At 63.4% G+C, this 13,965-nt stretch carries 12 protein-coding genes; 9 read left to right on the forward strand and 3 right to left on the reverse strand.

The window, feature by feature from the left end:
• The 6 genes from ACTJGZ_RS13280 to ACTJGZ_RS13305 form a co-directional block, all read left to right on the forward strand.
• Positions 1 to 540 (forward strand): glycine--tRNA ligase subunit alpha (locus ACTJGZ_RS13280; protein WP_441663391.1); only part of this gene is annotated, 540 nt, incomplete at its 5' end.
• Complete coding sequence (glyS, locus tag ACTJGZ_RS13285; RefSeq protein ID WP_441663392.1) at positions 537 to 2,681, forward strand: glycine--tRNA ligase subunit beta; 2,145 nt, start codon at positions 537 to 539, stop codon at positions 2,679 to 2,681. The genes ACTJGZ_RS13280 and glyS, both read left to right, overlap by 4 nt.
• Positions 2,678 to 3,226 carry a D-glycero-beta-D-manno-heptose 1,7-bisphosphate 7-phosphatase gene (gene gmhB, locus ACTJGZ_RS13290; RefSeq protein WP_441663393.1) on the forward strand — a complete coding sequence of 183 codons (549 nt, stop codon included), beginning with the start codon at positions 2,678 to 2,680 and terminating at the stop codon, positions 3,224 to 3,226. Before glyS ends, gmhB begins: the two co-directional genes overlap by 4 nt.
• Positions 3,223 to 3,963, forward strand: coding sequence for a lysophospholipid acyltransferase family protein (locus tag ACTJGZ_RS13295; protein ID WP_441663394.1), 741 nt, complete (start codon positions 3,223 to 3,225; stop codon positions 3,961 to 3,963). The genes gmhB and ACTJGZ_RS13295 overlap by 4 nt, the downstream gene beginning before the upstream one ends.
• Before the next feature lie 15 nt (positions 3,964 to 3,978).
• On the forward strand, positions 3,979 to 4,908 hold the full coding sequence (locus ACTJGZ_RS13300) for a M48 family metallopeptidase (RefSeq protein WP_441663395.1): 930 nt from the start codon (positions 3,979 to 3,981) through the stop codon (positions 4,906 to 4,908).
• Positions 4,909 to 4,971: 63 nt separating this feature from the next.
• The gene (locus ACTJGZ_RS13305; RefSeq protein WP_441663396.1) at positions 4,972 to 6,201 is read left to right on the forward strand and encodes a nucleoside recognition domain-containing protein; all 1,230 of its coding nucleotides are present in this window, start codon (positions 4,972 to 4,974) and stop codon (positions 6,199 to 6,201) included.
• Between the two features lie 229 nt (positions 6,202 to 6,430).
• Here ACTJGZ_RS13305 and rsmA read toward each other — a convergent pair whose 3' ends face one another.
• From rsmA to ACTJGZ_RS13320, 3 genes are read right to left on the reverse strand one after another with little or no spacing between them, the layout of a single operon-like run.
• The gene (gene rsmA / locus ACTJGZ_RS13310; protein WP_441663397.1) at positions 6,431 to 7,264 is read right to left on the reverse strand and encodes a 16S rRNA (adenine(1518)-N(6)/adenine(1519)-N(6))-dimethyltransferase RsmA; all 834 of its coding nucleotides are present in this window, start codon (positions 7,262 to 7,264) and stop codon (positions 6,431 to 6,433) included.
• A gap of 6 nt (positions 7,265 to 7,270) precedes the next feature.
• Positions 7,271 to 8,707, reverse strand: coding sequence for a peptidylprolyl isomerase (locus ACTJGZ_RS13315; protein WP_441663398.1), 1,437 nt, complete (start codon positions 8,705 to 8,707; stop codon positions 7,271 to 7,273).
• Positions 8,708 to 8,711: 4 nt separating this feature from the next.
• The gene (locus ACTJGZ_RS13320) at positions 8,712 to 11,039 is read right to left on the reverse strand and encodes an LPS-assembly protein LptD (RefSeq protein WP_441663399.1); all 2,328 of its coding nucleotides are present in this window, start codon (positions 11,037 to 11,039) and stop codon (positions 8,712 to 8,714) included.
• Between the two features lie 113 nt (positions 11,040 to 11,152).
• Between ACTJGZ_RS13320 and ACTJGZ_RS13325 the strand changes: the two genes are divergently transcribed.
• The 3 genes from ACTJGZ_RS13325 to ACTJGZ_RS13335 all read left to right on the forward strand — a co-directional run bounded on the left by ACTJGZ_RS13325 (position 11,153) and on the right by ACTJGZ_RS13335 (position 13,803).
• Positions 11,153 to 12,235, forward strand: coding sequence for an aminoglycoside phosphotransferase family protein (locus tag ACTJGZ_RS13325; RefSeq protein WP_441663402.1), 1,083 nt, complete (start codon positions 11,153 to 11,155; stop codon positions 12,233 to 12,235).
• Positions 12,235 to 12,942 carry an N-acetylmuramate alpha-1-phosphate uridylyltransferase MurU gene (gene murU / locus ACTJGZ_RS13330; RefSeq protein WP_441663400.1) on the forward strand — a complete coding sequence of 236 codons (708 nt, stop codon included), beginning with the start codon at positions 12,235 to 12,237 and terminating at the stop codon, positions 12,940 to 12,942. The genes ACTJGZ_RS13325 and murU overlap by 1 nt, the downstream gene beginning before the upstream one ends.
• 162 nt (positions 12,943 to 13,104) lie before the next feature.
• Entirely contained in the window at positions 13,105 to 13,803 is a 699-nt protein-coding gene (locus tag ACTJGZ_RS13335) for a DUF6776 family protein (protein WP_441663401.1), read from the forward strand.
• Positions 13,804 to 13,965: the final 162 nt, after the last annotated feature.

Here is a 13,965-nt window from a genome sequence, read left to right on the forward strand (position 1 = left end):
GCCTGGGGTCTGGGCTGGGAAGTCTGGCTCAACGGTATGGAAGTCACGCAGTTCACCTACTTCCAGCAGGTAGGCGGCATCGACTGCACGCCAGCAACCGGTGAAATCACCTACGGCCTGGAACGTCTGGCCATGTATCTGCAAGGCGTGGAAAGCGTCTATGACCTGGTCTGGACCGAAGGCGGCGCCGGCGGCGGCCGCGTGCTGTACCGCGACGTCTTCCATCAGAACGAAGTGGAGCAATCCACCTATAACTTCGAGCATGCCAGCACCGATATGCTGTTCGCTCATTTCAACGATTACGAAAACGAGGCCAAGCGCATGATCGCCGTGCCCCTGGCGCTGCCCGCCTATGAAAACGTGCTGAAGGCGGCCCATACTTTCAACCTGCTGGATGCCCGCGGCGCCATCAGCGTCACCGAGCGCGCCGCCTATATCGGCCGCATCCGCAATCTGTCCCGCAGCGTGGCCCAGGCCTATTACGAATCCCGCGAAAAGCTCGGTTTCCCGATGCTGGCCCGCAAGGAGGCACAGGCATGAGCCAAGCTATTACCGCCCCGCTGCTGGTCGAACTTTTCACCGAAGAACTGCCGCCCAAGGCGCTGCGCCGCCTGGGCATTGCCTTTGCCGAGCGCATCGAAGCTGAACTGCGTCAGGCTGGCCTGGTGGCTGGCGATACCGCCGCCACGCCTTATGCCACGCCGCGCCGCCTGGGCGTCTTCCTGCCCGCAGTGCTGGCGCAGGCGCCCGACCGCGAGTTTTCGGAAAAACTTATGCCGGTGAAAATCGGCCTGGATGCCAACGGCGCCGCCACGCCCGCGCTGCAAAAGAAACTGGCCGCCAAAGGCCTGGAACATCTGGATGTACAGGCGCTGGCCCGCGAATCCGACGGCAAGCAGGATTACCTGATCGCCAACGGCAAGGCTGCCGGCGCCACGCTGGCAAACGGCCTGCAACTGGCGCTGGATGCCGCCATCACGCACCTGCCCATCCCCAAAGTCATGCGCTACCAGTTGGCGGATGGCGTGACCTCCGTCAAGTTTGTCCGCCCGGCCCATGGCCTGGTGGCGCTGCACGGCAGTGACATCGTACCGGTACAGGCGCTGGGCCTGCAGTCCGGCCGCCAGTTGCACGGCCACCGCTTCCTGGCGCCGGCGCCATTCGACCTGCCGGCGGCCGGGGATTATGTCCGCCTGATGGCAGAAACCGGCAAGGTTCTGGTTTCCTTCGATGAGCGCCGCGCGCTGATCGACGGCGAACTGCGTGAACAGGCGCAGCGTCTGGGCGCATCGCTGGGTGATGAAGACCCTGAAGTGGCAGCATTACTCGATGAAGTGACCGCGCTGGTGGAATATCCAGTGGTTTATGTCGGGGAATTCGAAGAGCGATTCCTGGCTGTGCCGCAGGAATGCCTGATTCTCACGATGCGCCTGAATCAGAAATACTTCCCCTTGTTCGCCCCGGAAAACGGCAAGCTGACGCACCGCTTCCTGATCGTCAGCAATACGCTCACGGCCGATCCGCGCCATATCATCGAAGGCAATCAGCGCGTGGTGCGCCCGCGCCTGGCCGACGCCGAATTTTTCTTCGACACGGATCGCAAAACCCCGCTGGCCGCCCGCGTGCCCCAGCTGGAAAGCATTGTCTATCACAACAAGCTGGGCACCCAGCTTGAACGCGTGGAACGTGTCCGCGCGCTATCGCGCTGGCTGGCTGAAACCCTGGGTGCGCCTGTGGCTGATGCCGACCGCGCCGCGCTGCTGGCCAAGGCCGACCTCGGCACCAACATGGTGGGCGAGTTCCCTGAACTGCAAGGTGTCATGGGCGCCTACTATGCCGCTGGCGATGGCGAACCCGCCAGTGTGGTTCAGGCCCTGCGCGAGCAATACCGCATCCGCCTGGATCAGGCTGTCACCTCCGACAGCATCACGGCAGCCATTCTCTTCATTGCCGACCGCATCGAAACGCTGGTCGGCATCTGGGGCATTGGCCTGGCGCCGACTGGCGAACGCGACCCCTTCGGCCTGCGCCGCGCGGCGCAAGGCCTGATCAGCGCCTTCGAACAGTTGACAGCCGGCGGCTGGCTGTCGGTGCGCGAAAACAGCGCGCTGACCCTGGGCAGCCTGCTGCGCCAAAGCCTGGACAGCTTCCCTGCCGACCGTATTCCTGCCAGCGTGCTGCCGGAAATCGAGACTTTCGTCTATGAACGCCTGCGCAACCAACTGACCCAGGAACACGACCGCAGCGTGGTGGATGCCGTGCTGGCCACGCATCCGCCCCTGCACCAGGTTGGCGCACGGGTGGCCGCCGTCGCGCAATTCACCCAGTTGCCCGAAGCCGCCAGCCTGGCCGCCGCCAACAAGCGCATCGGCAATTTGTTGAAAAAAGCGGAACGCGCGGATACCCCGCTCAATCCTGCCCTGCTGACGGAACCGGCCGAACAGGCCCTGGCCAGCACCATGGATGCGCTGTCCGGCCCGGTTGCCAGCCAGTTCGCCGCCGGTGACTTCGCCGCCGCCCTGAGCACGCTGGCGCAAGCCCGCACTGCCGTAGATACCTTCTTCAATGACATCATGGTCATGGCTGAAGACCCCGCGGTGCGCGCCAATCGCCTGGCGCTGCTGGCCCGTCTGCACGGCCTTATGAACCAGGTGGCAGACCTTTCCCGGCTCGCTCAGTGAAGCTCATCATCCTCGACCGCGACGGCGTCATCAACCAGGACAGCAAGGCCTTCGTCAAATCGCCTGACGAATGGCTGCCGCTGCCTGGCAGCCTGGAAGCCATGGCCCGCCTGTCGCAATCCGGCTGGCGCATCGCCGTGGCGACCAACCAGTCCGGGCTGGCCCGCGGCCTGTTCGACATGGAAACCCTCAATGCCATGCACGCCAAGATGCGGCGCGCGCTGGCGGCGCTGGGCGGCACCGTGGATGCCATTTTCCTCTGCCCGCATGGCCCGGAAGAATCCTGCGGCTGCCGCAAGCCTGCGCCGGGCATGCTGTCTGACATCAGCCGGCGTTTCGAAACGCCCCTGGCAAGCGTGCCCATGGTCGGCGATTCCCTGCGCGACCTGCAAGCGGCCGCCGCCGCGGGCGCCCAGCCCTGGCTGGTGCGCACCGGCAACGGCCAGGCCACGGCCGCAGCCGGACAATTGCCCCCTGGCACCCGGATTGCCAACGACCTTACCGCAGTGGTTGATACCCTGCTTGCCGAGCACGATACCCCATGATCTGGCTACGCTCCTTGATCTACGCAGTCTTCCTGACTGTCACTGTCATTCCCTACGCCCTGGCTTGCCTGCTTTGGGCACCGCTGCCCAGAGGGCCGCGCTACCGGCTGACCGTCGGCTGGGCCCAGCTGGCGCTTTGGGGCGCCCGCGTCATCTGCGGAATCCGCTGGCAGATCCAGGGGCTGGAAAACCTGCCTGACGGTCCCGCCGTCATTCTTTCCAAGCACCAATCCGCCTGGGAAACCCTGTTTTTCCCCGCCAAGATGCCCCGCCAGGTGTGCTACGTCTATAAAAAAGAACTCCACTTCGTGCCCTTTTTCGGCTGGGGCCTGGCGCTGCTGCGCATGATCCCCATCGACCGCAAACAAGGCCATGACGCCTTCAGCCAGGTCTTGAGCCTAGGCCGTTTGCGCCTGGCCGAGGGCCGCTGGCCCCTGCTGTTTCCGGAAGGCACCCGTGTGCCCTCCGGGCAGCGCCGCCGCTACAAAATGGGCGGCGCCCGCCTGGCGGCAGAAGCCGGTGTGCCGGTTATCCCAATCGCCCACAACGCGGGTGACTGCTGGCCGCGCAATTCCTTCCTCAAGCACCCAGGAATGGTGACCGTCTCCATCGGTCCGGCCATAGACTCTGCCGGGCTGGACAGCAACGAGCTGAACGCCCGTGTCGAAGCCTGGATCGAAACGGAAATGCGCCGTATCAGCCCGCAGCATTACCCTGGCTCAAACCAGGCTGCGTGAAATACACTCCCGGCTATGCCCCGTTCTTCTCCGCTTCAAGTCGATTTGTTCGCGCCAACCCAGTCCATCACGACTCACGGCAGCCCGTCTGCCGATGCCTTGCGCAGTACCGCGGAAACCGGCAATGGTTTTCTGCAGCAGCAACCCGGACGCCTCATCATGGACCGGCCGCTGCAATTGCCGCCTGGCGCGCAATGGCGTGAAACCCTGTCGGGCGCCCAGCGCCTGGGCTACACGCTCATGCGCTCACGCCGGCGCACCATCGGTTTTCTCATCAGCGACGACGGCTTGCGCGTGACCGCGCCGTCGTGGGCCAGCCAGGCCCAGATCGACGATGCCGTCCGGCAAAAAACCCGCTGGATTGTCACCAAACTGGAAGCCTGGCAGCAGCGGCGCACCCAACTTTCCATGGCGCATACGCGCTGGCAGCACGGCGGCGAATTTCCCTTTCTTGGGGTCAGCGTGCGCATCGCCCTGGGCGCAGCGCCTGCCATGGGCGCGCAAGGCCAGCAGAGCTACCAGGGCAATCCTGGCAGCCCGGCTGCCGGTGATGTGCTGCATCTCAGCCTGCCCAGGGATGCCGAAAGCTCACGAATCCGAGAAATCACCGAAGCCTGGCTGCAACGCCAGGCAGCCGCCCTGTTCCAGCAGCGCCTGCAGCACATGGCGTCCCTGCATGGCCTGAACGTGCGCAGCCTGAGGCTCTCGGCGGCACGCACGCGCTGGGGTTCCTGTACCAGTGATGGCCGCATCATGCTGAACTGGCGCCTGGTGCATTTCTCCCCGGCCATTATTGACTATGTGATCGCCCACGAACTGGCGCACTTGCGTGAAATGAATCACGGCCCCGACTTCTGGCATGAAGTCAGTCGTATCATTCCTGATTATGAACAGGCGCGCGCCGCGCTGCGTGCCCATCATCCCGGCGATATTCCGGTGCTATAAGTCTTCTGGCGCCATCCGGCACGCAGTCATCGTCCAGGCCCCCCATTCCTCTCTCCTGCCGCCATGCTGAACACGCTCTGGTTAGCCTTTTTCCTTATCGCCGCCCTGGCTGCAGGCATACGCTGGCTGGCCTATGGCGATGCCGAGGTATTTTCCGCGCTGGTCAAAAGCCTGTTCAGTATGGCGGAAACCTCGGTCAGCATCATGATCGTGCTGTTCGGCACCCTGACGCTCTGGATGGGTTTTCTGCGCATCGCGGAACGCGCTGGCCTGATCGAAAAACTGGCCGTGCTGCTGGGGCCCTTGTTTGCCCGCCTCATGCCGGACGTCCCGCGCGGCCACCCGGCCATCGGCCTGATCACCATGAATTTCGCCGCCAACGGCCTGGGGCTGGACAATGCCGCCACACCCATCGGCCTGAAGGCCATGCGTGAGCTGCAAACCCTCAACCCGCGGCCAGATACGGCAACCAATGCCCAGATTTTGTTTCTGGCGCTCAATGCGTCTTCGCTGACGCTACTGCCCGTCACGCTCTTCATGTTCCGGGCGCAGCAAGGCGCCCCCGACCCGACCCTGATCTTCCTGCCCATCTTGCTGGCGACCAGCGCTTCGACGCTGGCGGCGCTGCTTTCGGTCGCGTGGATGCAGCGTTTGCGGCTGCATGACCCGGTTGTCCTGCTCTGGTTCGCCGTGATTGGCCTGATTCTGGGCGGCATCATGGCTTTTTCGCTGACGCTGTCCGCCACGGCGCTGTCGGCCATGTCTTCGCTGGCGGGCAATCTGACGCTATTCGGCGTCATCGTGGCATTTGTGGCAGTCGGCGCCTGGCGCAAGGTTCCCGTCTATGACGCTTTTGTCGAAGGCGCCAAGGAAGGCTTTGAGGTCGCAAAGAATCTGCTGCCATATCTGGTGGCCATGCTCTGCGCCATAGGCGTCCTGCGCGCCTCAGGCGCCCTGGATTACCTGCTGGACGGTATCCGTTACCTGGTGGCCTCGACCGGCCTGGACACGCGTTTTGTTGACGCCCTGCCCACCGCCCTGACCAAACCGTTCTCCGGCAGCGCGGCACGCGCCATGATGCTGGAAACCATGCAGCATTTCGGTGTGGACAGTTTCCAGGGTTTGCTGGCCGCCACTGTTCAGGGCAGCACGGAAACCACTTTTTATGTGCTGGCGGTTTATTTTGGCTCGGTCGGCATTCAGCGCGCCCGCCATGCGGTGGGCTGCGCCCTGATCGCCGACCTCGCAGGCGTGATCGCCGCGATTGCCGTGTGCTACTGGTTCTTCGGCTAAGCCAGGGCTAAGGCCCCTCTTGGGCAGCCCCCCTTTGGGGCGCAGCCGGCCTGCCATGCAGAAACAAGCAGCGGAAAACAAACAGCGGAAAACAAACGGCAAGATGACCGGCAGGCTGGCGCCTGCGGCCCACGCAGCGTCTGGCAGGCATACCGCCCGCCAGATACTGGCCTGCCGCTCAGTCCAGCCAATCAGTCCAGCCAATCAGCCCTACCGATCAACCCTGCAATCAGTCCTGCTCTGACGAAGCGTCTTGCGCCGCGTTGCGGTCAGGCGCAGCGCTCACCCGGCCTGCTGCCAGCAGCGCATCGGACAGGCCGATATACTGCGCCACCGTCACGCTCTCGGCGCGATCGGTAGGCTCAATGCCCAGGGCTTCCCAGGGAATATCTTCAGCCCAATCGGCCAGCACGCGGCGCAGCATCTTGCGACGCTGGGAAAAGGCGCGCGCCACCACCGTGGAAAATGCGGCCTCGCTTTGAGGCTGCGGGCGATCCGCCGGCAAAGGGCGCATACGCACAATCGCCGACATCACCCGCGGCGGCGGATCAAACGCTTCCGGCGGCACATCGAACAGATTGATCATGCGGTAACGCGACTGCAGCATCACCGACAAACGGCCATAATCCGCGCTGCCAGGCTTGGCAACCATGCGGTCAATCACTTCCCGCTGCAGCATGAAATGCTGATCGCGCACCTGATCGGCCACCGCCATCAGATGAAACAGCAACGGGCTGGAGATGTTGTAAGGCAGATTCCCCACAATACGCACGCCCTGGCCGAAGGTCGAAAAATCGACCGTCAAGGCATCGGCCTCGTGAACCGTCAGCTTGTCCGCCGGGTACTGGCGCCGCAACCGCCCGGCCAGGTCCCGGTCGATCTCCACGGCGTGCAGATGATCCAGGCGTTCGAGCAAGGGCCGGGTCAATGCTGACAACCCTGGGCCGATTTCTACCATCAAGTCATTGCGTTCGGGCGCGATCGCACGCACGATTTCATCCACTACTGCCAGATCACTCAAAAAGTGCTGGCCAAAGCGCTTGCGCGCCTGATGTGCTGCCATACCTGCTTACTCCTGTTCCAGCCGCTGACGGCGTTCCAGGCGGTTGTCGATATAGGCGCGTTCGCGCAGTTGCTCCAGCCACTCCTCGAAAGCCGGCAAAGCGCGGCGCTCGAACAGAATCTGGCGCGCCTGCATGCGCTGATAGGCTTCAGCCATGTCCTGCGTGCGGCGGGAATCCACCTTGATCAGGTGCCAGCCGAACGGCGATTTAACCGGTTCGCTGAGGTCGCCTTCCGACAGCGCATCCATAGCTTGCTCGAACTGCGGCACGGTTTCGCCCGGCGACAGCCAGCCCAGATCCCCGCCTTGCGGCGCGCTGGAATCCTTGGAATAGCGGCGCGCCAGGTCTTCGAAGGATTCTCCGCCCTGGAGAATACGCAGACGCAATTGGTCCAGCTGCTGTTTGGCGCGCTCATCGCTCATGACCGCGCTGGTACGGATCAGAATATGGCGGGCCTTGGTCTGGGTCACCGGCATGGGCGCCTGGGAATTGAAATCCACGCCATGATCGGCGCCGTTGCGCTGCTGCGCCGTCGCCTCATCGCTGCGCGAAACGACTTTCAGAATGTGATAGCCCAGGCCGCTGCGCACCAATTCGCTCACTTGGCCTTGCGGCACGGAGGCAACAGCGCGCACGAACAAATCCGGCCAGCTGTTCATTGGCCGTTCGCCCATCAGGCCGCCTTGCAGCGCCTCTGCCCCCTGCGATTCGGCAGCCGCCACGGCAGCGAAGTCTTCACCGCCGCGCACCCGCGCCAGAATGGCCTCGGCGCGCGCGCGCGCCGCCGCCTCTTCGTCGCGTGAGCTGTTTTCCGGCACTCGCACCAGAATCTGCGCCAGCGCCACCGGGCCGGATGCGGCCGCGGCCATGCCGTTGCCGCTCTGGCCCTTGGTACGCTCATCGCGGATAAAGGCATCGACCTCGGAATCCGGAATCATGATGGTGGAATCCACCACCCGCTGACGCAGCCTATCCATCATGATGTCACGCCGCAATACCTCCATATAGGCCGGCCAGCTCAAACCGGAAGCCGTGACCTGCTGGCGCATCTGCTCTTCGGTAAAGCCGTTGCGCTGGGCAATCGTCGCCACCGCCCCGTTCAGTTCGGCATTGCTCACACTGAGATTGAGCCGCTTCGCTTCCTGGTCTTCCAGGCGCTCGCTGATCATGCGCTCAAGCACCTGCCGCTGCAGCACGGCCGGGTCGGGCAAGGCCACCCCTTGCGAACTCAGCTCGCCTTGCGCCTGCGCCGTGCGCTGGTTCAATTCTTGCAGCGTGATGACATCGTTATCGACGATGGCCGCAATGCCATCAACGACCTTTTCCGCCCCCGGCCGGACCTGCGCCGCAGCCGCCGGACTGGTTTGCGCCTGCGCCGTGCCAAGGCTGGCCAAGGCCAGCGCGGCCATCAAGGGCAACTGCTTGAGTCTAACGTTAAGCATGTATTTATTCGTACCTATCAAAGCGCGTGCCCTGCGGCACACTCGGATTCACGGACTCATAGCCCGGTATGCTTCTGGACAACAGACCCAGGGGATCCGTTCCCAGCGAGCCGAGTCCGGTCAGCTCGAGCTGCAGGAAGAAAGTCGTATTGGTGTCGTTGGACGCCACGGCATAGCGCTGGAATACCGCGCGCGCTGCCCAGCAGCAATCGCCCTTGTATTCCAGGCCGGCTATCGACTGCGTGACGCGGCTATCCAGCATGGAATAGTCGATGCGCCCCACGCCGTACCAGCGGTTGCTCAGCGGCCATTGGCCGGCAAAGCTGATCTGCTCGCGCCCTTGCAACTGATATTGGGCATCCACGGTGGGATCACGCTGATAGCGATAGGCCAGCGTCATGGAGGCCAGCCGTTGCGGGCGCCAGCGCGCGCTCAGCGTCGAGCGCATCCAGCGTTCCTGGTGCGGATCATACTGCAGCACCGCCTGGGTGCTGAAGGTGTCCGTCCAGGCAGTGGTTGCGCCCATCAACAGATCGGAACGACGGTTCTGGCGCGGCGCCTCGCCTGGCAGGGCGACGCGCTGGTTTTCGAAATACAGGCGTTGCGCGACCGACAGGCTGACACGCTCAAAGCCATTGCTGGCGTCCATCCAGCGCGAAGTCAGCCCCAGGGTGACCTGATTCGCGTTGGCAATGCGATCCCAGCCGCCGGTATAAAGGTTTTCATCAAAGGCCTGCGCCATATTGAAGGATGCCAGCGCCGTGTCGTAAGTCGGCAGATCATCCTGATAGCGGTACGGCACATACAGATAATAGACACGCGGCTCCAGCGTTTGCTGGGCCGGCTTGCCGAACAGCGTGGTATTGCGTTCAAACACCATGCCGCTATCCAGCGACAGGATAGGCAAGGCGCGGCTGGCGACCGTGCGGTAAGACGACATGCCGCCAGGCAGGCTATACCAGTTCTGGCCGCCCCAGCGGGTGTCATAACGCGTGACGTGCATCCCGGCCTTGGGCGTGATGTACCAGCCTGCCCGCTCGATGGGATAAGCCATCGTCGCATACGACACAAAACGCTGGCCTTGCGGCCCCGTGCGCTGGCCGTCATAAATGGGCCGCTGGAACCAGGTCGCGGTATTTTCCCAGGCCAGATCCAGCCCTTGCCAGTTATAGCGCAAGCCCTTGAAGCTCAGCTCAGGCAGCTTGTCGTAGGGGGGAATCAGCGGCGCGTCCGGATCCTGCAGCGTCTGGTACGACTCTACCGCCACCCCGGCGCTCCAGTAGCCATCGCCCCAGCCGACGCGGCCATTGCGCGGCAGATAGGTACGGCTGGCCTCACTCAGCCCGACCGCCGAAATATCACGGAAATAGTTGTCGTCCGACGCGCGGTTCACATCCCAGTCCGCGCTGAAGCCATGGCCCAGATCCTGGAAATGCTTCCAGCCATACACCCAGCGATCCGTGCGCGTCACACGGTCATTCGGCAGGTAGGCGCCCGTCATTTCCCCTTTGAAGGACTCCCCCATGTAGCGGAATTCGCCCCCCAGCATCATGCCGCGCTTGGTCAGCAAACGCGGAGTCAGGGTCATGTCGTAATTCGGCGCCAGATTCAGGTAATACGGCACGGAAATGTCGATGCCGCCCTTGGTCGTCGTCCCGTAGGTCGGCAGCAGCAGGCCGCTTTTGCGTTCCTTGCGCACCGGGAACGTCAGATAGGGGGATGCCAGCAGCGGCACGCCCTTGAAATACAGCACGGCGTTGCGCGCTTCGCCGTCATTGGCGGCGTAGTCGATATCCACCCGTTCGGCTTCGATGAACCAGGCGGGATCCGGGCACGGGCAGCCGCTGTAGATCACGTCTTTCAGGCGCATATTATTGCGCCCGTAAATTTCCGCATGCGCGGCCTTGCCGGAACCGCCGGACGGGCCGACCCGGAAGGACGGCTGCTCGATCTCGCCGACATCCGTCTCGAAGTTATAGTGCAGGCCCGGCCCTTCGATACGGCCGCCGCCACGCATCAGACGCACATCGCCACGCGCTTCGACCTGGCCGGTGGCGCCGTTGTAGTCGATGTAATTGCCCTTGAGCACCGAGTCGTAGCGGCGCAATACGGCATCTCCCTGCATGATGACGCGGGAATCGGGCTGCCCTTCGGTCTGGTCACTGTTGGCGAAGACGGGCATGTCGTCCTCGCTGAGCCGGGTACGGTCTATCAGCAGGGAAGACTCGCGCAATGCCTGAGGACGCGACACATCACCGGCCAGGCCCACCTGGGCCTGGACAGCAGGCAAACAGCCTGCGGCAAGCAGGGCGACGGATAAGAACAAACGCACGAAAAGGAAACCGCCATAGAATATCGTGCCGGTATTATAGAGATATAGAACATCGGTTCTATGGGCATGTCTGAGGATTTCCTTTGCAATTCCCTTCCGGCCGTCTCTTGAACGTGCCCTCTCGCCTGACTGAATGCCTTTCGGAACCTGCTTTGAACGCCACGATTCCCTCTGATTCCAGGCTAGACCTGGTGAACCATTGGCTTGCCAAGCTGCCCGCCAGCTTCGAACTGGCCATTGAAACCCTGCGCCCCGCCTCCAGCGATGCCAGCTTCCGCCGCTACTTCCGTCTGGACAGCAGCGTGTACGGCACGCTGATCGTCATGGACGCCCCGCCGCCGCAGGAAGATTGCCGTCCCTTCATCGACATCTGCAAACGCTTGCAGGCCAGCGGCGTGAATGTGCCGGTTATCCTGGCCGAAAATCCGGAGCAAGGCCTGCTGCTGTTAAGTGACCTGGGCACCCAAACTTATTTCGCCCGTCTGCAAGAGCAGCCCGGCGACGCCGAAATCGAATCGCTGTACCGGGGCGCCATCGACTCCCTGATACGGGTCCAGCAAGCGCCTGCCGAGGGCTTGCCGCTATTCGACCAGGCCACCTTGCTGGCGGAGCTATCCGTTTTTGAAGAGTGGTATCTGAACCGCCATCACGGCGTGACGCTCACCGACACCGAGCGCAACACCCTGTCACAAATTTTCCAGACCCTGACCGCGCACAATACCGCTCAGGCGCAAGTTCTGGTGCACCGTGACTACCATTCTCCCAACCTGATGCTGCCCACCGCAGACAAGCAACAGCCTGGCATCATCGACTTCCAGGATGCGCGCCTGGGGCCGATTTCCTACGACCTGGCGTCTTTGCTACTGGATGCCCGCACCACCTGGGATGAAGCCCGGCAACTGGACTGGGGCATACGCTATTGGGAACAGGCCCGCCGCGCCGGCCTGCCCGTGCCCGATGACTTCGCCGTCCTGCACCAGGACTACGAATGGATGGGCCTGCAACGCAATCTGCGCATCCTGGGCGTGTTCTCCCGCCTGAATCACCGTGACGGCAAGGACTGGTATCTGGCGCACCTGCCGCGCCTCAACGCTTATGTGCGCCAGGTCTGCGGCCGCTACCGGCCATTCACACCGTTGCTGCGCATCCTGGATCGCGTCGATCAGATCACCCCTACTGCCGGTTATACCTTCTGATGCGTGCCATGATTCTTGCCGCCGGACGCGGCGAACGCATGCGCCCGCTGACCGATACCCTGCCCAAGCCCATGCTGGCGGCAGGCGGGCAGCCGCTGATTGCCTGGCATTTGCAGGCGCTGGCCGGCGCAGGGATCCGGGACGTCGTGATCAATCACGCCTGGCTGGGGCAGCGCATCGTTGATGCCCTGGGCGACGGCAGCCGCTGGGGGGTGCGCATCCAGTACTCCGCCGAGGGCGAACCCGCGCTGGAAACCGCCGGCGGCATCGCCCGCGCCCTGCCCCTGCTGGGCGGCGACCCTTTTCTCGTCCTCAATGGCGATGTCTGGTGCGACTGGCGGCCCGGCGCGGCTGCCACCATCGCCGCCGAACTGGATGGCACCCTCCGGCAAGCCTGGCTGCTGCTGGTCACCAACCCGGCTCATCACCCTGAGGGCGACTTCATCCTGAACGAGCAAGGCCTGCTGCGCCCACGCGGCACGGACAACGGCGCCCTGACCTATGCCGGTATCGGCGTTTTCCATCCCGCGCTATTCGCGGGGGTTTCAGGCGACCACCCTGCTCCGCTGGCGCCCTTGCTGCGGCAGGCCATGGCAAGCCAAAGCGTGCTCGGCAGCCGCCACAGCGGGCAGTGGACAGACGTCGGCACGCCCCAGCGCTTGACGGAGCTGGACCAATACCTGCAACAAAACCGTACCAACCCCTAACGCCCGGAAACGTCTTGCATTCTCCGGCGGCGGCCAAGCGTAATACACTGTCGCCTGCCGGCGACGCAGCGCTCCCGGCAACTCGGCGGTCTGCTCCGCCGGCCCCGCTTGCAACCGCCGGCCTCACATGCTGGCCGACACACCCAGCTAGGATTTCAACGCATGGCACTGTTCAGTTCTTCCAAACGTCCTGTTTTCAAGCCCTCCCCCTATGACACCGGCAAACGCCGCCACCGCATGCCGCGCTGGCTGGCACAGATGCTGTTCGGTGCCATCATCGGTGCTGCGGGCTGGTACTTTCTGCAAAACAGTTATGGCCCCAAGCGGCTGACTGTCACGGAATCCCAGCAACTGACCCAGGAACTGAATGCCGCCAAGCTGGAAACCCAACGGCTGCGGGATGAACTGGATGCGCTCAACAGCGAACACAGCAGCGTGAGGAACAACGCAGAGCAATGGCAGGCCCGCGCCAACCGCGCCGAAGCCGTTTCCGAGCCGCTGCAACAGGAAATCGACGCGCTGATCGAACTGCTGCCTGCAGACCCCCGAGGCTATACGCCTGGCATCAGCGGCGCCCGTTTCTCCCAGAAAGACGATGCGCTGGAGTATCAGATCGTCCTCTTGCAGCCCGCCAGCGCAGCCGCCTTCAAGGGCACGCTGGAACTGGTCGTGGACGGCCGCTACGGCAATGGCCGCAACGACGTCGTGCGCCTGGAAGGCCCGGCAGTCGATCTGACGCGTTATCAGACCCTGCTCAACAGCGGCAGCCTGCCCGCCGGTTTCCAGGCGCGCCAAGTCACCTTGCGCGTGCTGGATGAAGCTGGCAAGCAGCGTGCCATGCGCGTGCTGCGCGTGCGCTAAGCGGCCAGCCTGAACCGCTGCGCTTGCCCTGCGGCGCAGCAAACATCGAAGCGGTCATGAAATCGGCCATAAAATCGGCCACCAAAAAAAAAGCCAGACGGGAAGTCTGAACTGACCCCCGAAAGTTGGACATAGATCCAACCTTCGGGGTTTTTTACATGA

The sequence above is a fragment of the Kerstersia sp. genome (assembly GCF_052103615.1).
Lineage (GTDB): Bacteria > Pseudomonadota > Gammaproteobacteria > Burkholderiales > Burkholderiaceae_B > Kerstersia.